Source organism: Streptomonospora halophila (assembly GCF_039542725.1).
Taxonomy (GTDB): domain Bacteria; phylum Actinomycetota; class Actinomycetes; order Streptosporangiales; family Streptosporangiaceae; genus Streptomonospora; species Streptomonospora halophila.
Map to the genome: position 1 here is coordinate 41,979 of NZ_BAABIK010000014.1, position 20,824 is coordinate 62,802.

The following is a 20,824-nucleotide window of genomic DNA, read 5'->3' on the forward strand; positions in this document are numbered from 1 at the left end:
TCCACCGCACTGCCCGGCCGCACGGCGCCGCAGGCCGTACGGCCGGTCGACAGCGCTCTGCGGCCGAGAGGTCCTCCGCCCCCGGGCCCCGGGCGCGAACGGGCGCGGGCCCTCACCCGCGCCGCCCGTGCGCGTCGGCGCATGCGAGGTACCGCGGGATCGGCGGCGGCCGCCGGGTGCTCGCCGTCCTTCCACGTCGACATCGCCGCGGCGGCCGTCCGCGAGGGCTGCACGACGACGTCGCACAACGTTCCGCCGCGCGATGAACCTCGACGATGCGGCGACCGCCGCGTTCGCGCTGCCCCCGGGGGGCGGCAGCACGACCGCGTCCTCCCAGGAGGCGCGGGAGGACCTGCACCGCGCCGGCGCCGCCCCGCCCGGCCCGGGGGCGCTGTGCAGCGGCGTGACCAGCGCGGGAGAATGGTGGGCACCGACGACGGCCGCGGGTCAGCCGCCCCGCCGGTCCGGGTCCCGTGCGACGGTGCAAGGAGTTCCGATGAGCGCAGACGTCCCCACTGAACAGACGCATGCCTGCTGCGCCCCCGCTCGGGGCGAGGAGCGGGCCGCCGAGGGGCCGGTGCCCGTCGCCGAGGCGGCGGCCGCCGCTCCACCGCACGGCGGGTGGCGGGAGCCGGCGGGCGGAACGTTCCTCATGGGTACCGCCGACGGCCCTTACCCCGAGGACGGCGAAGGGCCGGTCCGGGAGGTGGCGCTCAGCCCGTTCGAGATCGCCGCCACAGCGGTCACCAACGCCGAGTTCGCGGCGTTCGTCGAGGGCACGGGCTATGCGACCGACGCCGAACGGTACGGCTGGTCGTTCGTCTTCGCGGGCTTCCTGCCGCGCCGGTTCCCGCCGACCCGGGGCGCCGCCGGCGCGCCGTGGTGGCGCCAGGTGCACGGCGCCGACTGGCGCCACCCGGAGGGCCCCGGCTCCGGGCTGCGCGGACGCCGGGACCACCCGGTCGTGCACGTCTCGCACGACGACGCGCTCGCCTATTGCCGGTGGGCCGGCACCCGGCTGCCGACCGAGGCGGAGTGGGAATACGCGGCGCGGGGCGGCCTCTCCGGCCGGCCCTACCCGTGGGGCGACGAGCGCGAGCCGGGCGGCGAGCACCGGATGAACGTCTGGCAGGGGGAGTTCCCCGAGCGCAACACCGCCGCCGACGGCTATACCGGCACCTGCCCGGTGGACGCCTTCCCGCCCAACGGCTACGGGCTGTACAACACGACGGGCAACGTGTGGGAGTGGTGCGCGGACTGGTTCAACCCGCGCTACCACCGCAAGGGCCCGTGGACCGACCCCACGGGACCCCGCTACGGGCAGTCCCGGGTGCTCAAGGGCGGCTCGCACATGTGCCACGAGTCCTACTGCTTCCGCTACCGGACGTCGGCGCGGATGGGCAACTCCCCGGACAGCTCCAGCGGCAACACCGGGTTCCGCGTGGCGCGCTGACGCGGGCCCGGCGGCGGGCCGGTCACCGGGCGCACGGCGGCGGCCCCCGCTCCGGTGCGGGCCGCGCCCGCACCGGACCGGGGGCCTTGGGCTCCCATCGCCCGGGCGCGTGCGCGCCCGGACGGCGGAGGCGTCAGCCGCCGTCGGCGGCGCGGCCGCGGCGGCGCCGGACGTAGATGCGGTCACCCTTGGGCCCGGTCCACTCCATGCGCACGACACCGGGCACGGCGGCGTCGCCGATGCGCGCGGGATCGGACCAGTAGCCGGCGGCGGGGTTGCGGAAGAACGTCGCCCACAGCTTGCCGCGGTGGTCCTCGAACATGTTGTTGTGGCCGATCCCCACCCCGGCGGTCCACCTCCGGGAGTAGGGCCCCTCGAAGTTGTCGGAGACCGCCATCACCGTGTCGTACTGGAACTGCTCGCGGCCGTCACCGCGCGGGTCGTAGGCGTAGCGCGTGCCGCCGTCGGCCCCGGTCGACCTCCGGCTCCAGACGCTCTGCAGGAGGTAGTACCTGCCGCCGTGCTTGTGCACGTAGGCGCCCTCGATGTAGGGCTCGGGGGAGTAGGGCCGCTGCTGGAACGCCGGGAGGCCGGTCGCCGGGACGATGTCCTCCATGTCGTCCCGGAACCTGGCGTAGAGGTCGTTGTGCAGCACCAGCCACGCGTCGTCGCCCTCGGTGTAGATGCCGCCGTCGATGTGGTGGTAGGCCCCGGGCTCGATGAACCCCGGCCCGCCGAGGAACGACTCGCCCAAGGGCTTCTCCAGGCTCCCCTCGATGAGCCGGTAGGGGCCTTCGACCCCGCCTTCGCTGACGAGTACGAAGGAGCCGACCTTCCGGGAGTGGTCGCCCATGCAGGCCGCGATGTACCAGGTGCCCCGGAAGTGGTGCACCTCCGGGGCCCAGGCCTGGCCGCGCTTGCCGAACCGCTCGTCGTACCAGTACTCCTGCCACGGCGCGACGACGGTGCGCCCGGCCCGGTTCTCGTCGACGAACTCCGGCGACCACACCTTGCCCTTCTCGGCGCCGGGCCTGATCCCTGTGGTGTCGGCCAGCCTCCACGGCCCGTGCAGCGACGGCGCCACCCACACGAAGATGCCGTCGTTGTAGGGAGCGGCCTTGTCGAGCCCGGGCACCCGCGAGGTGCCGGTGGCGACGTACATCGGGCGGTTGCCCACCACGAAGCAGTTCACGTAGGTGTCGCGCATCCAGACCCGGCCGAGCTCCTCGTCGCGGGGGCGCAGCTCCAGCGGCAGGAGGAAGGAGTTGTCCTCGCGCGGCCACAGGTCCTTGCGGATGTCGGCGAGGCCGTAGGGCTCGAGCTCGGGCCAGTTCGCCGGGTACCGGCCCTTCGCGGCGGAGCCCGGAGCCGCGTGGGCGGCGGTCGCGGGCAGCGCCGCCGCGGCGCCCAGGCCGGCGGCCGCCGCCAGCACGGAACGGCGGTCGATGTGCAACCTGTTCTCGGAGTCGGTCATCGGTCACGTCCTCCTTCGGCCCGCGCAGCGCCGGTGCCCTTCCGGGGCAGCGGTTCCGGCGCGCGGGGCCATCTGCTGTGCGCCGCCCGTGCCCGGGCGACGCGGGGGAAACAACGGGGTGTGCCTGCAGCGGAGCGGAACGGAGCGGCGCGGCCCCGGACCCTTCCCGCGGCGGCACGGCGGTGCCGGTGCGCGTGGCCACGGGTGCGCGCCCGGGCGAGCGGACGGTCGGGCCCCTCCGGCCGGGAGCTAGGGGGTGGTGCCGGCGGGTTCGAACGCGCTGAGGCTGGGGTCGTAGTCGGCTTCGCCGATGTCGTACATCGACGTCATCCAGTGGTAGAAGTTGTCGCCCCGGTCGCGGAGCAGGTCGTACAGCCGCCGCATGAGGCGGCGCCGCGTCCGGGACATCTCCGGGTGCGTGTACCTGTTGCTCAGCTCGTGGGGGTCGTCGTGCAGGTCGTAGAGCTCGTTGACGGACTCGGGGTTGACGATGAGCTTGTAGCGGTCGTCGCGGATCATCCGCTGCGGGTAGGGGAAGTGGTGGCCGTGGAACTCGGCGAGCAGCTCGTCGGGCCAGTCGGGGTGCTCGCCGCGGACGAGCGGCAGCAGGCTGCGGCTGTCCACCGCCGCCGACGTGTCGCACCCGGCGAGCTGCAGGACCGTGGCGGTGCAGTCGGTGAGGGTGACGAACTCGTCGCGCACCTGGGGCGGGGCTCCGGGCACGCGCACGATTCCGGGGATCCGGTAGATGTCCTCGTACATCGCGGGGCCCTTGTCGTGCAGTCGGTGGGCGCCGGTGAACTCGCCGTGGTCGGCGGTGAAGAACACCGACGTGTCCTCCGACAGCCCGAGCTCGTCCATCCGGTCGAGGATGCGGCCGATCTGGCCGTCGATGAGCGTGACGTAGCCCCAGTAGACGGCGATCAGCTTGCGGGTGACCTCGATCGGCATGGTGTCGAAGGTCCAGTGGGCGCTGTAGTTGCGCTGGACGCCGGGCTTGCCGTCGAAGGTCTCGGCGATCGAGGGCGGCAGCTCGACCAGACCGGGGTCGTAGAGGTCGTAGTACTCGTCGGGCAGCAGATAGGGCAGGTGCGGCCCGAAGAAGTGGGTGGCCAGGAAGAACGGCCTGCCGTCGGCGGCGTACTTGTCGAGCTGCTCGATGGCGCGCGTGGCGAGGTAGTGCTCGAAGGTCGCCTCGACCGGCTGCTGCAGGCGGGCGGCCAGCAGGTTTCCGGGGTTGCCGTTGGGCGTGGTGCCGCGTACCGGGTCTGTGATCCGGTACGGCGGCAGACCGCGCTCCTGCAGGTAGGCCAGGTAGTCGGGGTGGTCGACCGGGTTGTGCCAGCCCTGCATGTCGGGACCGTCGAACCCGTAGGAGGCCGCGTTGCGGTGGGTGCCGCCGTGGAACTTGCCGATCAGGCCGAGCTGGTAGTCCTGCTCGCGCAGTGCCTCGGGGAAGGTGAAGACGTCCTCGTTCAAGTCCTCCAGGTAGCCCACGTTGCGTTCGTAGTTGGCCAGCAGGCGGTGCCGGAACGGCGCTTGTCCGGTGAGCAGGCTGGCCCGCGCGGGCGTGCAGATGGCGGTGGGGGTGTAGCACCGGTCGAACCGGGCGCCGGTGGACGCCAGCCTGTCGATGTTGGGCGTGGCCACGTGCGGGTTCCCGTAGCATCCCAGGGTGTCGACGCGGTGCTGGTCGGTCATGAGGAAGAGCAGGTTCACTTCTGGTACGCCTTCATGTAGAGATCGCCGGTGTAGTAGTCCTCCGGGGCCGGGACGGACTGGAGCTGGCCGGTGTCCACGAAGAACTCGCTCAGTCCGTTGAGCCACTGGTCGGTGGTGCCGTCCTCGGTCGCCTTGACGAGGTCGGCCGTCGGCATGGTCTCGACGTTGGCCGCGTCCCGCTCGACGTCCTTCTCGGAGATCTCGAGCATCTCGGCGGTCTGGGCGATGGTCTCGTCGGGGTGCTCGGCCCGCCAGTCGTTGGCCTTCTGGAGCACGCCGATCACCTTGGTGGTGGTCTCCTCGTCGACGCCGTTGCCGCCGACGAAGGCGGTGGGGAAGGACTTGTCGCCCATGTCGCGGGTGCTGGCGACCTCGTTCAGCTCCGGCACCTTCTCCTTGATCGTGTCGATGAGCGGGTACCAGATCCCCGCGCCGTCGATCTGGCCGGAGGCGAAGGCGGAGACCACGGTGGAGGGCTCCATGGGCACCTTCTGGACGTCGTCGGGGGACATTCCGGCGTCTTCGAGCGCGAGGTTGAGCGCCATCTCGCCGGAGGTCCCCTCGGGCACGCCGACCTTCTTGCCCTTCAGCCCCTCGATCGAGGAGATGCCCGGCTGCGCGATGACGCGGTCGGCGTAGGCGAGGGTGTTGATGGCCACGACCTTGCACTTGCCGGATGCGGGCAGCCACATCGCGCCGGGGCCGATGTAGCCGAAGTCGAGGTCGCCGGCGCCCAGGGCCTGGATCTGCACGGGCCCGTTGGTGAAGGACTTGACGTCGACGTTCAGGTCGGCGTCCTCCCACAGGCCCTGGTTCTCGGCGATGGCCAGGAGGCTGGCGCCGTTGTAGTCGCTGATGTAGCCGAACTTGACGTCCGTGGCGCCTCCTTGGCCGGCGTCGGAGCCGCACGCCGTCATCGACAGTGAGGAGACGGTCACGGCGAGTATCGCGGCGAGGGTAGGACGGGAAAAGCGCATGGGGGGTCGGTCCTTCCGTGGGATGGCGATGGGTTCTGTACGGGGTGGGCGGGCCGGGCGGTCCGGGGGAGCGGCCCCGGTCGCAGCGGGTGCGGCCCGGTCGGAGGGGACCGGCACCGCGCGCCGGCGCAGCGGGTCAGTGCGCGGGCGCGGGGGTCTCCTGGTGGTAGACGGAGTGCCACACCTCGTTGCGGATCCGGCTGAAGTCGGCGGAGAGCCGCACCTGCTCCGTCCGCGGGTAGGGGAGGTCCACGTCGATGATCCGGTGGATGCGGCCCGGCCGGGCCGCCATCACGATCACGCGCCGGGCGAGGTAGACGGCCTCGTCCACGTCGTGGGTGATGAACATGACGGTGCGCTGCTCCTTGGTCCAGGTCTCCAAGAGCTGGTCCTGCAGCTGGACCCGGGTGAGCGCGTCCAGGGCGCCGAAGGGCTCGTCCATGAGCAGCACCTGCGGACTCACGGCGTAGGCGCGGGCGATGGCGCAGCGCTGCTTCATGCCGCCCGACAGCGTTTTGGGCAGGGCATCGGCGAACTCCGTGAGCCCCACGAGGTCGATCGCCCGCTGCGCCCGGCGGGCGCGCTCGTCGGCGGAGATGCCGGCGATGCGCAGGCCGAACTCGACGTTGCGGCGCACGGTGAGCCAGGGGAACAGGGCGTACTGCTGGAAGATCACGCCGCGGTCCGGTCCGGGGCCCTCCACGCGCAGGCCGTCGACGAGCACCTCGCCCGAAGTCGGCTCGTCCAGCCCCGCCGCCAGGTTGAGCAGCGTGCTCTTGCCGCAGCCGGACGGGCCGACGACGGTGACGAACTCCCGGTCGGCGATCTCCAGGGACACGCCGTCGAGCGCGGTGAAGACGGAGTCCTTCATCGGGTAGGACTTCGCGGTGTCGCGGAATTCGATCTTGTTCTCGGGCTTGTCGGTCATCGGCGCTCCTGCCAGCCGGTGAGGCGCTTCTCGGCGAGCAGCAGCAGCCGGTCCATGGCCATACCGAGAACGCCGATGGCGATGAGGCCCACGAAGATGGTGGGCAGGTCGTAGTAGAGCTGGGCCTGCTGCATCCGGTAGCCGAGCCCCGCCTGGGCGGCGATCAGCTCGGCGGCGACCAGGGTGGCCCAGGAGGCGCCCAGCCCGGTCCGCATGCCGACCAGGATGAACGGGGCCGACGCCGGGATGATGACCTTCACGAAGATGGTCCGGTCCGGCGCGCCCAGCACGCGTGCCGCATTGATCAGCGTGCGGTCGACGTTGACCACGCCCTGCAGGGTCGACACCACGCTGAACAGGAAGGCAGCGAGGAAGATCACGAAGATCTTGGGCACCTCGCCGATCCCCAGGAGCACGATCGCCAGCGGGATCAGGGCCAGCGGCGGGACCATGCGGAAGAACTGGACGTAGGGCTCCAGCAGCCCCCGCGCCGTGGGGTACCAGCCCATGAGGAACCCGATCGGCACGGCGAGCGCGGTGCCGAGCGCGAAGCCGATGAACACCCGCCGCAGGCTCGCGGCGAGGTCGCCGGCGAGGGTCCCGTCGACGGCCATCTCGAACGCGCGCGAGGCGACCGTGAGCGGTCCGGGCAGGTCGGCGATCCCCAACAGGGACACCAGGCCCCAGACCGCCAGGCCGATCACGAGCGAGGCGAGGTTGAGGACGAGCGAGCGCCTCGGACGCCGTCCGGTGCTGCGCGGCCGGGGGCGCGCCGGCGCCTCCTTCTGCGGTGGGGTGATCACGGCCATGGATGCTCCGGCCGGGTCGGGGGGTTGCTCATGAGTCCTCCTCGGACTTCGCGTTCATGGGGTAGCGGGAAAGCACGGGCGATTCGTGGAGCACCAGGGCGATGGCCCCCAGGGCGCCGCCGGTCTCGCCGAGCGTCGCCGGGCGCAGGTCCACCCACTGCCGCGAGAGCGGCATGACGCGCGCCCGCAGCGCCTCCTCCAGGGGCTCCAGCAGTGCCGGCCCGGTCGCGGCCAGTTCGCCCCCGATCACGACGAGGCCGGGGCCGACCGCGTTGCACAGCCCGGCGAGCACGTCGCCGACCCGGGCGCCCACGTCGGCGAGCAGGTCACGGGCGGTCGCGTCGCCCTCGCGCAGCGCCGAGGCCAGCGCCGGGACGTCCTCGGCCGTGCCGCCGCCGGCGCGGTAGGCGTCCAGCACCGCGCCGGCGGAGGCCACGGTCTCCAGGCAGCCGGTGCCGCCGCACTCGCAGGGCTTCCCGTCCTCGACGACCTTGATGTGGCCGAACTCGCCGGACAGGCCCTGCGGTCCGCGGTGCAGAGAGCCGCCGAAGACCAGCCCGCCGCCGACGCCGTAGGAGAGCCGGAGGTAGACCATCTCCCGGCTCCCGGCCGCCGCGCCCCACGTGGCCTCGGCCAGGGCGGCGAGCCGCGTGTTGTTGTCGGTGACGACCGGAACCTCGAAGCGCTCGTGCAGCAGGTCGGGGAGGCCGTCCACACCGCGGGCGGGCGTGGCCTCGTCGCCCGGGTTGAAGACGGGGCCGACGACGCCGACGCCGACGGCGGTGAGCGAACCCAGGTCCAGGCTTCCGTCGCCCAGGGAGTGGACCAGCCGCCCGGCGAGGTCCACCCGCTCGGGCCAGGTCAGCTCGGCCGCGTGCGCGGCGCTCGCCGTGCCGATGACGTCGTGCGCGACGTTGACGGCGGCCACGTGGACGGCGCGGCGGGCGAAGTCGATGCCGATCACCTGGCCGGCGCCGGGGTTGAGGGTCAGCTTCTCCACGGGGCGCCCGCGCTTGCGCTCGGCGGGCTCGGGCAGGGAGGCGACCACGGCGCCGTTAGCGACGAGCTCGGCGACGATCTCGTAGAGGGTCGTCCTGGACAGCCCGCTGAGGCTGCCGAGACTGCTCCGGCTCAGGGGGCCGTGCTTGCTCAGCAGTTCGAGGACGAGCTCTTTGTGGCCACGTCTGAGTCGCGTCAGTGGGCCGGCCTGGGACGACATGCCGACAGCATGCGACCGGGGTGTGATTTTCGTCAAGACCCCGAAAAAAATAGGTGCGACAGGGTCGCCGAAGCGTGCGGGCCGCCTCACCGCAGGTGAGGGCGGGGGAGTGCGCGGCGGCGGCCGCGGGCGCTCCGGCGCGGCACCGCCTGCGGCCCCCTTCCGCGTCGGCGCACGGGAGGCTCCCGGTGGCGGCGGTGCGGTCGCGGCGGCCCGTTCGGCGCGGGCCGCGCCCGCGCTCCGCGTATCGGCGCCACCTCCGCGTTGGACCGCAGGGAGTATCGATGATAATTTATTATCGTTTTCGATGGAAACAACGTCTGGACGGTGCGGACGGCCGCCTGGACGCGAAGGTCCGAAGCCGTCCGCCGGCGGGGCGCAACGCGTATTCGGCCGCCCCGCCGGCGCCGATTCCCGAACGGGCCGATACGGGTGCGCGGGAGCACGCCGGAGTGCGGTCGAGGAGAATCTGCGAATTGCGGGGGCGCGTCGGCTGACACCACCGGGAAACGTCGAACGAGGGGGTCGTGGAATGCCGGAGGAATTGCGCATCGTCGGGCTTGAGGAGCACGTGGTACTGCCGGTGCTGATGGAGGCCTGGGCGCGTGCGGGACTGCCGCAGAGCCCGCAGCTCGGATACGGCGACGAGCCCCTGGCCAGGCGGCTTCGGGACGTCGGCGAGCGGCGCCTGGCCGACATGGACGACCAGGGCGTCGACGTCGCCGTTCTCTCGCTGTCCACGCCGGGCGTGCAGGACCTTGCGGCCGCGGAGGCCGCGGCCGTCGCGCGCGAGGCGAACGACGCGCTCGCCGACACCGTCGCCGCCAACCCCCAGCGGTTCCAGGCGCTGGCGGCCGTCCCGACACCCGATCCCGAGGCCGCGGCGGCCGAGCTGGAGCGAGCCGTCACCCGGCTCGGCTTCCGCGGTGCGATGCTGTACGGGCGCACCGGCGACCGGCCGGCCGACGCCCCGGAGTTCGACGACCTCTACGCCGTCGCGGAGCGGCTGCGGGTGCCGCTGCACTTCCACCCGCAGACCCCGCCGCAGCCGGTCGTCGACGCCTACTACTCCGGCCTGCCCGGCCCCCTCGGCGGAATCCTGGCGACCGCGGGGCTGGGCTGGTACTACGACCTCGGCGTCCAGTACCTGCGGATGGTCCTCTCCGGAGTGTTCGACCGCCACCCCGATCTCCAGGTCATCGCCGGGCACTGGGGCGAGGTGGTCCTCTTCTACCTCGACCACGTGGGGATCACGGCCCCCGCGGCCGGCCTTGAGCGGCCGCTCATCGACTACTTCCGGCAGAACTTCTGGGTGGCGGGCAGCGGCACGGTGAGCGAGCGCTACCTGCGGTGGACGGCCGAGGTCGTGGGCACCGAGCGCATGCTGTACTCGACCGATTATCCGTACACCTTCGGAACGCGGCCCGGCGGCTTCCCGTTCCTCGACACCAGCGGCGGTGTGGCGCGGTCGTTCCTCGAACAGGCGCCGTTCACCGAGAAGGAGAAGGCGGCCATCGGCTACGGCAACTGGGACCGCCTCACCGGCCACGTCGCCGGCAACATCGCCGCCGGCCGGGAGGACCCCTCGCGGGCCTGACGCCATTCGCGCACGGCCGCCGGACCGGGGCGGCACGGAATCGGCCGGGCTTAGCGGTGCCGAGGGAATCCGCGCACCGCAGAATGCGCGGTCGTCCCGCCAAGAGGCCTTTCCGGTGGATTTCGGCTCGCTCGGATATCGGAGCGAGACCACACCGGGTCGCCTCCTCTCGGATTCCGGCGACCGCGATTCCCGCCCTCTCACCTTCCCGGACGGAACGGCTGTGCGTCCCTTCCGGAAGGTGCGCGGTCGAAAGGCGTTCCGCGCCGGGAATCGGCGCCCACCCCGCCCCCGCTCACGCGAACGGCGCGGCCGGGGCGTGGGCTGGCGCGGCGGTCGGCCGGGGGTGAATCAGGCGACGTCGCGGCGGCGGACCAGGAGGATCGAGGCTCCGGCGAACACCACGACGTAGCCGACCAGCACCAGGATCGCGGTGCCGCCGTCGACCGCGTCGGTCACGCCCGGTGTTGACCCCGGCTCGACGCCCAGGGACGCGGCGAGCGAGCCCGCGGTGGTGCCCGGAAGGTAGCTCTGCACGGCCTCGACCGCCTCCAGCGACGATCCGAACAGCCGCAGCAGATTCTCCACCGCAAGCGCCCAGACCACGCCGAGGCCGACGGCCAGCGCGGTGCCGCGCACCAGGGTCGCCAGGAACGCGCCGGCCAGCGCCCACATGGAGACCATCAGCCAGGCCGCACCGACCCCGGTGAGAACCTCGTCCGCGGGCGGCCACTGCGCGGGGTTGTCGGTGAACGCGGCGACGAGCAGGCTCGCCGACGCGTCGGCGCCGAACGCCAGCAGCACCACCGGCAGCAGCAAGGCCACCAGGGCCGCAAGCTTGCCCGCCATGACCGACTCCCGCCGGGGTCCCATGGTCAGCAGTGCCTTCATCGTGTCCCACCCGTACTCGCCGCCCACCGCGAGCACCCCGACGATCAGCGCGAGGGCGCCGGCGAACATCGGGTAACCCCCGATGGCGGTGGGCACGAGCTCGGCGGGCAGCGCGCCCGCGAGGTCCCCCGCGGTGGGGTCGGGCCCGTCCGAGCCGGTGCCGCCGGAGCCCGTCTCGGCGTTGGCATAGGGGAAGACGTAGCCGAACACCAGGCTGAGCACGACCCACGCGCCGACGACGGTCCACACCGCCGGCCGCTTGCCGAGCTTGACCGCCTCCGCCGTGAAACTCTCGATCATCGCTCCGCTCCGTCCGCGCTCGCCGTCATCTCGAAGAAGGTCTCCTCCAGGGACCGCTCGTGCCAGCCGATGGCGTGCAGGTCGACATCGGCGCGGACCAGTTCCCGGCTCAGCCGCGGCGCCTCGGCCGCGTCCACAGCCAGGTGCAGCGCTCCCTCGCGCGCGCTCACGCGGTCGGGGCCGTACAGCCGCTCGGCCACGGCACGGGCGTCCTCGCTCTCGGCGGCGACGACGCGCAGGCTGCCGCCGCCGCGCAGCTCGCGCACGGTGCCCTCGCGCACCAGCCGTCCCCGGGCGATCACCCCGACCCGGTCGCAGACCTGCTGCACGTCGCCGAGGAGGTGGCTGGACAGCAGCACCGTGCGGCCCCCGGCGCCCAGGTCGCGGATGAGGTCGCGCATGTCCGCCGTTCCCGCGGGGTCGAGCCCGTTGGTCGGCTCGTCGAGCACGAGCAGCTCGGGGTCGTTGAGCAGGGCGGCGGCGACCCCGAGGCGCTGCTTCATGCCCAGCGAGTAGCGCGCCGCCCGGTCGTCGGCGCGGTCGGAGAGGTCGACGGTCTTGAGGACCTCGTCGATGCGGGAAGCCGGTGCGCGCGCATACCGTGCGAAGACGCGGAGGTTGTCCCGTCCCGACAGGTAGGGGTAGAACGCGGGGCCCTCGACGAGCATCCCGACGCGGGCGAGCGTCCCCGGGTCGCCCGGCGCGGCGCCCAGCACCCGCGCGGTTCCGGCACTGGGCCGCACCAGCCCGAGCAGCATGCGCAGGGTCGTCGTCTTCCCCGCGCCGTTGGGTCCGAGGAAGCCGTAGATTTCGCCTTCGCGGATCCGCATGCCCACGGCGTCCACCGCCGTTCGGCGGCTGTAGCGCTTGGTCAGGTCCGCGGTCTCGACAACTGGTTTCGTCACAGGGCCATCGTGGGCCGATCGGCCCGCCCAGGTCGTCGGCCCCGGATCGGCTTTCGGCCTACGCGGTGGCGCGTAGAGTGCCTGCGCCCACCGCTCGCGGGCGGTGGCGCCGCCACCCGCGAGCGGGCGCCCCCGCGGGACGCCGCCGTCGCCCCCGGGGGGCACACCACGGCGCAGTCGTACGGCGGTGCCGCGCCCCCGGCGGCCGCCGGGGGCGGCGCCGGTCGGCAGCACCGAGTCGTGCGGCGACGGGTCGGCGGAGTCGGAGGCGGGTCAGCGCCAGCCGAGTTCGGGGGCGACGTAGTGCAGCAGGCTGTCGAGCACGTGGGCGTTGTAGTCCACGCCCAGCTGATTGGGCACGGTGAGCAGGAGCGTGTCCGCGGCGGCGACGGCCTCGTCGCGGGCCAGGTCCTCGACGAGCTTGTCCGGCTCGGCCGCGTAGGTCTTGCCGAACCGCGCGAGGCCGTCGTCGAGGTGGCCGACCTGGTCGGTGCTCCCGGCCTGCCGGCCGAAGAGCTGGTGGTCGAGCTCGCTCACCAGCGGGAAGACGCTGCGGCTCACCGAGACGCGGGGCTCGTGGGCATGGCCCGCCTCCTGCCACGCGTCCTTGAAGAGGCGGATCTGCTCGGCCTGCAGCTGGTGGAACGGCACACCGGTGTCCTCGGTGAGCAGCGTCGAGCTCATCAGGTGCATCCCCTGCCGGCCGGCCCATTCGGCGGTGGCGCGGGTGCCGGCGCCCCACCAGATCCGCTCGCGCAGGCCCGGGGAGTGCGGCTCGATCCGCAGCAGTCCCGGCGGGTTGGGAAACATCGGCCGCGGGTTCGGCTCGGCGAACCCCTCGCCCCTGAGGACGTCGAGCAGCTTCGCGGTGTGCTCCCGGGCCATGTCGGCGTCGGAGACGCCTTCGGCCGGGCGGTGCCCGAAGTACTCGTAGCCCTTGGCGACCTGCTCGGGCGAGCCGCGGCTGATCCCGAGCTGGAGTCGCCCCCCGGCGATCAGGTCCGCGGCGCCGGCGTCCTCGGCCATGTACAGCGGGTTCTCGTAGCGCATGTCGATCACGCCGGTGCCGATCTCGATCCGCTCGGTCCGCGCCCCGATCGCCGCCAAAAGGGGGAAGGGCGACGCCAGTTGCCGGGCGAAGTGGTGCACCCGGAAGTACGCCCCGTCGGCGCCGACCTCCTCGGCGGCGACGGCCAGGTCGATCGACTGCAGCAGTGCGTCGGAGGCCGACTGCACGCGGGAGTGCGGCGAGGGTGTCCAGTGCCCGAAAGACAGGAATCCGATGTTCTTCACAGTTTGGCCAACACCGCGCGCACGCTGGTATTCCGACGGCGAGGCGGGAGAGGGTGCCGACCGGGATGCCGGTGGCTCCGACCGGCGTTCAGCATGTGCGTCCGCTGCGGCACCGCAGCTCCCGCAGACGCGGGCAGACGGCGCTGGGCACGGCGTCGAAGGCGTCGCTCATCCCGTACCGACCCGCGGATTTTGCGGTTCTCGCAAAGGACTTTGCCCTCATGTCCCCGGCGGAGCAGTTTGGGGTTCGGGAGGTGGTCACGGTGAGTCGAGACAACCGACGTAGGACGTCGCCGACCCGGCGGCCGACGTCCGCGCGGCGGCCGCCTCCGGCGCCGCCGCGGGCGCGATCAAGTCCGGTCCCACCGCCGAGGAGACCGACCGCGCGGTGGCGGTCGACGACGCCCCCTTCTCATCGGAGCCGGAGGCCCGCCTGTGCGAGCACCTCTGGGCGACCGGCGCCACGGCATCCGACCGCAGCAGACCAACGAGAGGCGAGGACGATGGAAGCACAGTCCTGGGACGAGAAGTACGCCGGCCGCAAGCAGATGTTCAGCGGTGCCCCCAATGCGGTGCTCGTCGCCGAAGCGGCCGACCTGGCGCCGGGGCAGGCGCTCGACGTGGGCTGCGGCGAGGGCGCCGACGCCCTCTGGCTGGCCCGGCGCGGATGGCTGGTGACGGCGATCGACGTCTCCGGGGTCGCCCTGCAGCGCGCCGCCGCCGCGGGTGCCGACGTCGCCGACCGCGTGGCGTGGCGGCGCGGCGACCTGACCACCATGCCGCCACCCGTCGGCGCGTTCGACCTGGTGTCCGTCCAGTACGTCCCGCTCCCGCGCAGTCCGGACCACGCCGCGCTGCGCGGCCTGCTGGCGGCCGTCGCCCCCGGCGGCACGCTGCTCGTCGGCAGCCACGACCTCGCCGACCTGCCGGAGCGCCTCGAGCACGGGGCCGCACCGGGCGGCTACTACCAGCCCGCCGACATCGCCCGGCTCCTCGGCTCCGACTGGAGCGTCCTGGTCGACGAGGCCCGTCCGCGGAACGTGCCCGCGCCCGCGGGCACACACCACACCCGCGACACCGTCCTCCGGGCACAGCGCCTGCCGTGACGCGCTCGCGTCCGAGCACCGGCGGCCGCCACGCCGGGGGAGGCGGGACTCGTCCGCTCCTCCCGGTGGAAACCGCCGAAGCCGCGCGCGTCCTGCCAGAGGGTGTCAGGGATAGGGAGTAGAACGAGCAGGGGAGGGAGCGGGCGGCCGGAACGAGGGGGCGCGGACACGGTGAACGAAATGGGCGAGACGGACGGCACGGACGAGACGGGGCGGGCGGGCGGAGCCGGCGGGGCGCCGCTGAAGGGCAGGGTGGCCCTCGTAGCGGGGGCCACCCGCGGGGCGGGCCGCGCCATCGCGGTGGAACTGGGCCGCGCGGGCGCGGCCGTCTACGCCACCGGTCGCACCACCCGGACCGCCCGATCGGAGATGGACCGGCCCGAGACGATCGAGGAGACCGCCGAGCTGGTCCAGGCCGCGGGCGGCACCGCCACCGCGATCGCGGCCGATCACCTCGACCCCGACCAGGTGCGTGCGGTGACCGAGCGTATCGACGCCGAGCAGGGCCGGCTGGACATCCTGGTCAACGACGTCTGGGGCGGCGACGTCTACACCGTCTTCGGCAAGCGGCTGTGGGAGCTGTCCCTGGAGCAGGGCCTGCGCCAGCTGCGGCTGGGCGTCGACACCCACATCATCACCAGCCACTTCGCGCTACCCCTGATCAACCGCGAGCCCGGAGGCCTGGTCGTGGAGATGACCGACGGCACCGCCGAGGCCAACGCCGAGTACCGCTCCTCCGTCGGCTGCTTCTACGACCTGGCGAAGGTGTCGGTGCAGCGCCTGGCGCTGGCCCAGGCCGAGGAGATGCGGGCCGCCGGCGGCACCGCCGTCGCGGTGACCCCCGGGTGGCTGCGTTCGGAGATGATGCTGGACGCCTTCGGCGTCACCGAGGCGAACTGGCGCGACGCGGTCCGGCACCAGCCGCACTTCTGCATCTCCGAGAGCCCCGCCTACACCGGGCGCGCGGTCGCGGCCCTGGCCGCCGACCCCGACCGGGCCCGCTGGGCGGGCCGGACGGTCTCCAGCGGCGGGATGGCCCGGGTCTACGGATTCACCGACACCGACGGATCCCGCCCCGACGCCTGGCGCTACCTCGCCGAGGTCCAATGGGCGGGCCGGCCCGCCGACTGCACCGGCTACCGCTGAGCCTCAGCCTCCCGGCCCCGCCGCGGCGCCCCCGTGCTGCTCCCGGGGCACGACGGGCCTGCCGCGCGGTCGCGTGCGCAGCCGCCGCCCGCCGGGCGGTGGAGCCCGAACGCAGGCGAGAGGATCGGGAAGGCCGGTGCCGAAGCGCCGCCCGCCGGGCGGCGCCGCCGCGTCGAGCCCGCCGAGCCGGGCGATCGCCCTCCGGCCCGTCGCGGCTGAGGGCGCCTGCGACACGACTGCGACGCGGCGCGGACGGCCCGCCGACACCGGCACAGCACACTCGGCGCCATGACGCCAGTTCCACCTGCCGCGGCCGCCGGGCCCGCCCCGGGGCCCTCCATCGGACCGACCGCCGAACCGGGCACCGGGGGAAAGGCCCACCTGCACGCGTTGGACGGGCTGCGCGGTGCGGCGATCCTCGGAGTGCTGCTGTTCCACACCGGGCACCTGTCCGGCGGCTTCCTCGGGGTGGACCTGTTCTTCGCCCTGTCCGGCTACCTGATCACCGACCTGCTGCTGCGGGAGGTCGAGGCGACCGGCACCGTGTCCCTGGCGGCCTTCTGGGGCAGGCGGATCCGCCGGCTGATGCCCGCCCTGGTGACCATGCTCGCCGCCGTCACCGTCCTGGTCTGGGCGGCGGGACCGCCCGACATGGTGCGGACGACGCTCGCCGACGGCCCGTGGGTTCAGCTCAACCTGGTCAACTGGCACCTGATCGCGGAGTCGGCGGGCTACTGGGACCGGTTCGGGGCGGAGCGGGTGTTCGAGCACCTGTGGAGCATCGCCGTCGAGGAGCAGTTCTACCTGGTCTGGCCGGCGGTCCTGCTGGTCGCCGCCCGGACCGGGCGGCGGGCGGACCGCCGGGTCGCGGCCGTGGCGGTGCTGGCCTCCGCCGCGTCGCTGGTCCTGATGGTCGCAGTCGTCAGTCCGGCGGACCCGAGCCGCGTCTACACCGGTACCGACACCCGGGCGTTCTCGCTGCTGCTGGGCGCCGCGGTCGCCACCCGGCCGGCGCGTGCCGTGCTCGCGCGTGCGGTCGGCCGGTGGGCGGGTGCCGCCGCGGCGGTGGCGGCGGCCGGGATCACCGCCACGTGGCTGCTCGCCTCCGGTGCGGACTCGCTGTGGCTGTTCACCGGCGGGCTCTTCGCGCACTCCGCGGCCTCCGCCCTGCTGATCGGGCTGTGCGCGCAGTCGCCGCGGACGCCGGTGGCCAGGGCCCTCGCCTGGCGTCCGTTGCGGTGGTTCGGACTGGTCTCCTACAGCCTGTACCTGTGGCACTGGCCCGTCATCGTGCTGCTCTCGCCGGAGCGCACGGGACTCGGCGGATGGCCGCTTACGGCGCTGGTGTGCGGCGTCGCGACCGGTCTGGCCGCGCTGTCGAAGTACCTGATCGAAGACCCGATCAGGTTCCGCGCCGCGTGGGCCCGAGGGCGGAGCGGACTGGTCGCCTTCGCCGCCGCCATGATCGGCCTGGCCGTGCTGTGGGCGGCCCTGCCCGCTCCCGCTCCCCCCGCGGTCGACGTCACCGCGCTGGACTGATCACTCCATCAGCGGGCAGGAACGCCGCCGGTCCGAATCCGGGGCGGGCTGGGTGAAGCGGACCTGCACCTTCGTGCTCTGGGAGCCGCCGCTCTGCACATGGACCCCCAGCGCCGTGCACACCAGCTGGTCGGTCCCCAGTGCGGTCACGTCGTCGGCCGTCAGCGGCACGTGGAGCCGGATCACGCCCCGCCCGTAGGCAACGCCCACCCGGGTCATCGATACCGGGGCGATCTCCGTCCGCAGGCCGGAAGCCTCGCCGGGGCCCGTCAACAGCAGGGACATCGCCTCGGGAACCGTGCCCAGGCCGCCGGTCCGCCGCTGGTCCGGCCGGAGCCCGCCGTCGGGTCCGACGAAGTACAGCGTCGGACCCGCCGCCACGCCGGTCGGCGCCTCGCCCGCGCCGGTGACGGCGGAGGGCTGGATCCCGCAGCCCGCCAGCACCACGACCGCCAATACCGGCCAGATCCGTTTGACAGCTCCTGTCACAGGTCCTCCAGGTCTCGGGGGAGCCGCAGCACGAACCGCGCACCGCCGCCCTCGGCGGTGTCCGCGGTGAGGTCGCCACCGTGCAGGCGGGCGTTCTCCAGCGCGATCGCCAGCCCGAGCCCGCTGCCGGGGGTGCGGGTGCGCGCCGCGTCGGCCTTGTAGAAGCGGTCGAACACGTGCGGCAGCACGTCGCCGGGCAGGCCGGGACCGCTGTCGGCGACCTCGATCCGCACCTGCCGGCGAGACGCAAGCACGCGCACCCGCACCGGCGGTTCGCCGTGCCGCAGCGCGTTGCCGACCAGGTTGGCCACCATGACGTCCAACCGGCGCCGGTCCAGCCGCAGCACGGCCCCCTCCGGCGCCTCCAGCTCGACGCGGTCCAGCCACCCCCGCGCCCGCAGGCAGTCCCGCACGGCGCCGGCCGCATCGACCTCCTCCGCCCGCAGCCGGGCGGTGCCGGCGTCGAAGCGCGACACCTCCATCAGGTCCTCGACGAGCGTGACCAGTCGGCGGGTCTCGGTGATCGCCATCTGCGCGGACTCCCGGTCGTCGGGCTCCATCCGGTCGGCGGCCGTTGCCAGCACCTCCATCACCGCCGTCAGCGTGCTCAGCGGGGTGCGCAGCTCGTGGGAGACGTCGGCGGCGAAGCGCCGGGCGTCGGCCTGCATGCGCCGCATCGCGTCCATCGACGACTGCACCGACTCGGCCATCTCGTTGACGGTCGCCGTCAGCTCGCCCAGCTCGTCGGCGCCCGGGGCCGGCGACCGCGCGTCCAGGTCGCCGGCGGCCAGCCGGCGGGCGGTGTCGCGCAGCTCGCGTACCGGTCGCAGCACGCTGCGCGCGGCCAGCAGCGCCAGCAGCACCGCCGGCGGCAGCGCCAGCGCGGCCGTGGCGACCGCGGACCCGGCGAGGCCGTCGATCCGCCGCTCGACGCCGGACAGGTCGCGCACCGAGTACACCTCGATACCGGAGGGGGTGCGCTCTCCGTCCGGCGCGGTGATCATGACGGGCATCCCGACCAGCAGCCAGGGCCGGCCGTGGGCGGTGATCCGCTGGGTGACCGGGCGGTTCCGGTCCCGCACGGCGCTGCGCAGGGAACCGGTGACCAGACCGGTCCTGGAACCGCCGGCGGAGCGCATGCCGCGATAGGTCACCAGCGTGTTTCCGCCGACGGCCGCGCGCAGCCGGTCGAGTGCGCCCTGGTCGGGCGGATAGACCAGTTCGGGCGCGACCGCGCCGACCCGGTCGGCCGCGGTCTCGGTGATCCGCTGCTCGGTCGTGGCGACCAGCGCCCGGCTCGCCGATCCGGCGCTCGACCAGGCCGCCGCGCCCGCACCGAGCACGGTCACCAGAACGAAGGCGACCAGCAGTCGGGCGCGCAGCCCGCGCAGCCACGACCGCCCGGTCACAGGGGGCCGAACCGGTAACCGAAACCGCGCACGGTCTGCACGTACGCCGGGGCCGCCGGATCGTCCTCGACCTTCGCCCTCAGCCGCTGCACGCAGTTGTCGACCAGGCGGGAGTCGCCGAGGTAGTCGTGCTCCCACACCTCCTCCAGCAGCTGCCGGCGGCTGAACACCCGCCCGGGCGCCCGGGACAGGGTCAGCAGCAGCCGCAGCTCGGTCGGCGTCAGCGCCACGGCTTCGCCGCGCAGCGACACCGTCAGCCCCCGGGTGTCGATGCGCAGGTCGCGGTGGACCCGCACGCCCTCGGAGACCCCTGTGCTGCGGCGCAGCACCGCGCGGATCCGCGCGTCGAGCACCGAGGGCCGGGCCGGCTTGACGACGTAGTCGTCGGCGCCCGCCTCCAGGCCGCCGACCACGTCGACGTCGTCGCCGCGTGCGGTCAGGATGATCACCGGTATCTCGCCCGCCGTCCGGATGCGGTGGCACACCTCGAAGCCGTGCATGCCCGGCAGCATCAGGTCGAGCACCACCAGATCCGGCGCCGCCGAGCGCAGCTCGCGCAGGCCGTCCTCCCCCGTCGCCGCCGTGCGGACCTCGTGGCCGTGCCGGCCGAGCGCGAGCTGGAGGCCGCGCCGGACCAGGGGATCGTCCTCGACGAGCAGAATCGACGTCATCGCACCCAGTATGGACACCGGGCGGCCCGCGCCGCGGCCGCGGCGCACTCTTGCGACACGACCGCGACACGGCGGGGGAGGCGCAGGGACGGGGCGGCGGCAGTGTCGGAGCCATGAACAGGAAACCGATTCCCGCTCTCCGGCTGATCAGTCTGATCGGTCTCGTCCTGGTGGCCGCGGGGTGCTCCGGCCACTCCACGGCGTCGGACACCTCCGGACCGACCGGTGCGGCCGACTCTCCCTCCGGACCGGAGCTGTCCACGGTGCTCTTCCTCGGCGACTCCGTCGCCGCGGGCGAGGCGCTGCCGTTGGCGCCCGCGTTCGAGGCGAGCGACGTCGGATTCGAGTCCATCGCCTCCGACGGCGGCGGAAACGTCGTCGGACCGTTCGCCGACAAGAACTGGGAGAAGCTGCCCGGGCAGATCACCTCCGCAGAGCCCGACGTGGTCGTCTACCAGATCACGACCTACGACTGGGGGAGCCGCACGGAGCAGCGGGACGCCTACGACCGGCTGCTGAGCACGGTGACCGACGCCGGCGCGAGGCTGGTCTTCGTCACCTCGCCGCCGATCAAGCCCGACGACTTCTACCGGCCGCACATGGGCGAGTTGGAACGGGCCCCCGAGGCGGCCCGGACGGTCGCCGACTCGTCGGAGAAGGCCGTCCTGCTCGACGCCGGCGCCGTCTGGGGCGACACCTACCAGCAGGTCACAGACGGCAAGGCCTACCGCAGCGCCGACGGCATCCACACCTGCCCGCAGGGGGCCGCCCGCTTCACCGAGTGGCTGCTCGGCGAACTGGCGAAGCGGTACTCCGGCTTCACCCCCGCCGACGCCCAGGAGTGGGCCAACACCGGCTGGTCCGCGGACGAGCACTTCACGGGCTGCTGACCGGGG

At 73.5% G+C, this 20,824-nt stretch carries 18 protein-coding genes; 6 read left to right on the forward strand and 12 right to left on the reverse strand.

Features of this window, described 5'->3' with window-relative positions:
- The first annotated feature begins 496 nt into the window (after nucleotides 1–496).
- Complete coding sequence (locus ABEA15_RS13495; protein WP_345556899.1) at nucleotides 497–1,453, forward strand: formylglycine-generating enzyme family protein; 957 nt, start codon at nucleotides 497–499, stop codon at nucleotides 1,451–1,453.
- A 133-nt stretch (nucleotides 1,454–1,586) separates the two neighbouring features.
- Here ABEA15_RS13495 and ABEA15_RS13500 read toward each other — a convergent pair whose 3' ends face one another.
- From ABEA15_RS13500 to ABEA15_RS13525, 6 genes are all read right to left on the reverse strand, one after another.
- Nucleotides 1,587–2,927, reverse strand: coding sequence for a family 43 glycosylhydrolase (locus ABEA15_RS13500; RefSeq protein ID WP_345556900.1), 1,341 nt, complete (start codon nucleotides 2,925–2,927; stop codon nucleotides 1,587–1,589).
- A 249-nt stretch (nucleotides 2,928–3,176) separates the two neighbouring features.
- The gene (locus tag ABEA15_RS13505) at nucleotides 3,177–4,646 is read right to left on the reverse strand and encodes a sulfatase family protein (protein ID WP_345556901.1); all 1,470 of its coding nucleotides are present in this window, start codon (nucleotides 4,644–4,646) and stop codon (nucleotides 3,177–3,179) included.
- On the reverse strand, nucleotides 4,643–5,626 hold the full coding sequence (locus ABEA15_RS13510) for an aliphatic sulfonate ABC transporter substrate-binding protein (RefSeq protein WP_345556902.1): 984 nt from the start codon (nucleotides 5,624–5,626) through the stop codon (nucleotides 4,643–4,645). The genes ABEA15_RS13505 and ABEA15_RS13510 overlap by 4 nt, the downstream gene beginning before the upstream one ends.
- A 136-nt stretch (nucleotides 5,627–5,762) precedes the next feature.
- On the reverse strand, nucleotides 5,763–6,554 hold the full coding sequence (locus ABEA15_RS13515) for an ABC transporter ATP-binding protein (RefSeq protein ID WP_425579391.1): 792 nt from the start codon (nucleotides 6,552–6,554) through the stop codon (nucleotides 5,763–5,765).
- Nucleotides 6,551–7,363, reverse strand: coding sequence for an ABC transporter permease (locus ABEA15_RS13520; RefSeq protein WP_425579392.1), 813 nt, complete (start codon nucleotides 7,361–7,363; stop codon nucleotides 6,551–6,553). The genes ABEA15_RS13515 and ABEA15_RS13520 overlap by 4 nt, the downstream gene beginning before the upstream one ends.
- A 28-nt stretch (nucleotides 7,364–7,391) precedes the next feature.
- Nucleotides 7,392–8,582, reverse strand: a complete 1,191-nt coding sequence (locus ABEA15_RS13525; protein WP_345556904.1) for an ROK family protein — start codon at nucleotides 8,580–8,582, stop codon at nucleotides 7,392–7,394.
- 532 nt (nucleotides 8,583–9,114) lie between these two features.
- On the opposite strand from ABEA15_RS13525, the gene ABEA15_RS13530 reads away from it, so the two are divergent.
- A complete protein-coding gene (locus tag ABEA15_RS13530; protein WP_345556905.1) occupies nucleotides 9,115–10,179 on the forward strand; it encodes an amidohydrolase family protein in 1,065 nt (354 codons plus the stop codon).
- A 351-nt stretch (nucleotides 10,180–10,530) separates the two neighbouring features.
- On the opposite strand, the gene ABEA15_RS13535 is transcribed toward ABEA15_RS13530, so the two are convergent.
- The 3 genes from ABEA15_RS13535 to ABEA15_RS13545 form a co-directional block, all read right to left on the reverse strand.
- Complete coding sequence (locus tag ABEA15_RS13535; protein WP_345556906.1) at nucleotides 10,531–11,370, reverse strand: ABC transporter permease subunit; 840 nt, start codon at nucleotides 11,368–11,370, stop codon at nucleotides 10,531–10,533.
- Nucleotides 11,367–12,275, reverse strand: a complete 909-nt coding sequence (locus ABEA15_RS13540) for an ABC transporter ATP-binding protein (RefSeq protein WP_345556907.1) — start codon at nucleotides 12,273–12,275, stop codon at nucleotides 11,367–11,369. Before ABEA15_RS13540 ends, ABEA15_RS13535 begins: the two co-directional genes overlap by 4 nt.
- Before the next feature lie 273 nt (nucleotides 12,276–12,548).
- Complete coding sequence (locus ABEA15_RS13545) at nucleotides 12,549–13,568, reverse strand: LLM class flavin-dependent oxidoreductase (protein ID WP_345556908.1); 1,020 nt, start codon at nucleotides 13,566–13,568, stop codon at nucleotides 12,549–12,551.
- A gap of 503 nt (nucleotides 13,569–14,071) precedes the next feature.
- Between ABEA15_RS13545 and ABEA15_RS13550 the strand changes: the two genes are divergently transcribed.
- The 3 genes from ABEA15_RS13550 (at nucleotide 14,072) to ABEA15_RS13560 (ending at nucleotide 17,359) form a co-directional block, all read left to right on the forward strand.
- Nucleotides 14,072–14,674: a class I SAM-dependent methyltransferase gene (locus ABEA15_RS13550; RefSeq protein ID WP_345556909.1), complete on the forward strand. Its 603-nt coding sequence runs from the start codon at nucleotides 14,072–14,074 to the stop codon at nucleotides 14,672–14,674.
- A 180-nt stretch (nucleotides 14,675–14,854) separates the two neighbouring features.
- The gene (locus tag ABEA15_RS13555) at nucleotides 14,855–15,820 is read left to right on the forward strand and encodes an SDR family oxidoreductase (protein WP_345556910.1); all 966 of its coding nucleotides are present in this window, start codon (nucleotides 14,855–14,857) and stop codon (nucleotides 15,818–15,820) included.
- Between the two features lie 288 nt (nucleotides 15,821–16,108).
- Complete coding sequence (locus tag ABEA15_RS13560) at nucleotides 16,109–17,359, forward strand: acyltransferase family protein (RefSeq protein ID WP_345556911.1); 1,251 nt, start codon at nucleotides 16,109–16,111, stop codon at nucleotides 17,357–17,359.
- On the opposite strand, the gene ABEA15_RS13565 is transcribed toward ABEA15_RS13560, so the two are convergent.
- Genes ABEA15_RS13565 through ABEA15_RS13575 form a run of 3 tightly spaced genes read right to left on the reverse strand, consistent with a single transcriptional unit; the run spans nucleotide 17,360 to nucleotide 19,928 of the window.
- A complete protein-coding gene (locus ABEA15_RS13565) occupies nucleotides 17,360–17,848 on the reverse strand; it encodes a hypothetical protein (protein ID WP_345556912.1) in 489 nt (162 codons plus the stop codon).
- Nucleotides 17,845–19,257, reverse strand: coding sequence for an ATP-binding protein (locus tag ABEA15_RS13570; protein ID WP_345556913.1), 1,413 nt, complete (start codon nucleotides 19,255–19,257; stop codon nucleotides 17,845–17,847). Before ABEA15_RS13570 ends, ABEA15_RS13565 begins: the two co-directional genes overlap by 4 nt.
- Entirely contained in the window at nucleotides 19,254–19,928 is a 675-nt protein-coding gene (locus ABEA15_RS13575) for a response regulator transcription factor (RefSeq protein WP_344146269.1), read from the reverse strand. Before ABEA15_RS13575 ends, ABEA15_RS13570 begins: the two co-directional genes overlap by 4 nt.
- A 113-nt stretch (nucleotides 19,929–20,041) precedes the next feature.
- Here ABEA15_RS13575 and ABEA15_RS13580 point away from each other — a divergent pair, with 113 nt between their 5' ends.
- Nucleotides 20,042–20,818: an SGNH/GDSL hydrolase family protein gene (locus ABEA15_RS13580; protein ID WP_345556914.1), complete on the forward strand. Its 777-nt coding sequence runs from the start codon at nucleotides 20,042–20,044 to the stop codon at nucleotides 20,816–20,818.
- Nucleotides 20,819–20,824 lie beyond the last annotated feature (6 nt).

Bases quoted from the DNA above. Each gene is read 5' to 3' on its own strand.
- ABEA15_RS13495 (WP_345556899.1), top strand. From the start codon at position 497: ATGAGCGCAGACGTCCCCACTGAACAGACGCATGCCTGCTGCGCCCCC.
- ABEA15_RS13500 (WP_345556900.1), bottom strand. From the start codon at position 2,927: ATGACCGACTCCGAGAACAGGTTGCACATCGACCGCCGTTCCGTGCTG.
- ABEA15_RS13510 (WP_345556902.1), bottom strand. From the start codon at position 5,626: ATGCGCTTTTCCCGTCCTACCCTCGCCGCGATACTCGCCGTGACCGTC.
- ABEA15_RS13515 (WP_425579391.1), bottom strand. From the start codon at position 6,554: ATGACCGACAAGCCCGAGAACAAGATCGAATTCCGCGACACCGCGAAG.
- ABEA15_RS13520 (WP_425579392.1), bottom strand. From the start codon at position 7,363: ATGGCCGTGATCACCCCACCGCAGAAGGAGGCGCCGGCGCGCCCCCGG.
- ABEA15_RS13525 (WP_345556904.1), bottom strand. From the start codon at position 8,582: ATGTCGTCCCAGGCCGGCCCACTGACGCGACTCAGACGTGGCCACAAA.
- ABEA15_RS13530 (WP_345556905.1), top strand. From the start codon at position 9,115: ATGCCGGAGGAATTGCGCATCGTCGGGCTTGAGGAGCACGTGGTACTG.
- ABEA15_RS13535 (WP_345556906.1), bottom strand. From the start codon at position 11,370: ATGATCGAGAGTTTCACGGCGGAGGCGGTCAAGCTCGGCAAGCGGCCG.
- ABEA15_RS13550 (WP_345556909.1), top strand. From the start codon at position 14,072: ATGGAAGCACAGTCCTGGGACGAGAAGTACGCCGGCCGCAAGCAGATG.
- ABEA15_RS13555 (WP_345556910.1), top strand. From the start codon at position 14,855: ATGGGCGAGACGGACGGCACGGACGAGACGGGGCGGGCGGGCGGAGCC.
- ABEA15_RS13560 (WP_345556911.1), top strand. From the start codon at position 16,109: ATGACGCCAGTTCCACCTGCCGCGGCCGCCGGGCCCGCCCCGGGGCCC.
- ABEA15_RS13575 (WP_344146269.1), bottom strand. From the start codon at position 19,928: ATGACGTCGATTCTGCTCGTCGAGGACGATCCCCTGGTCCGGCGCGGC.
- ABEA15_RS13580 (WP_345556914.1), top strand. From the start codon at position 20,042: ATGAACAGGAAACCGATTCCCGCTCTCCGGCTGATCAGTCTGATCGGT.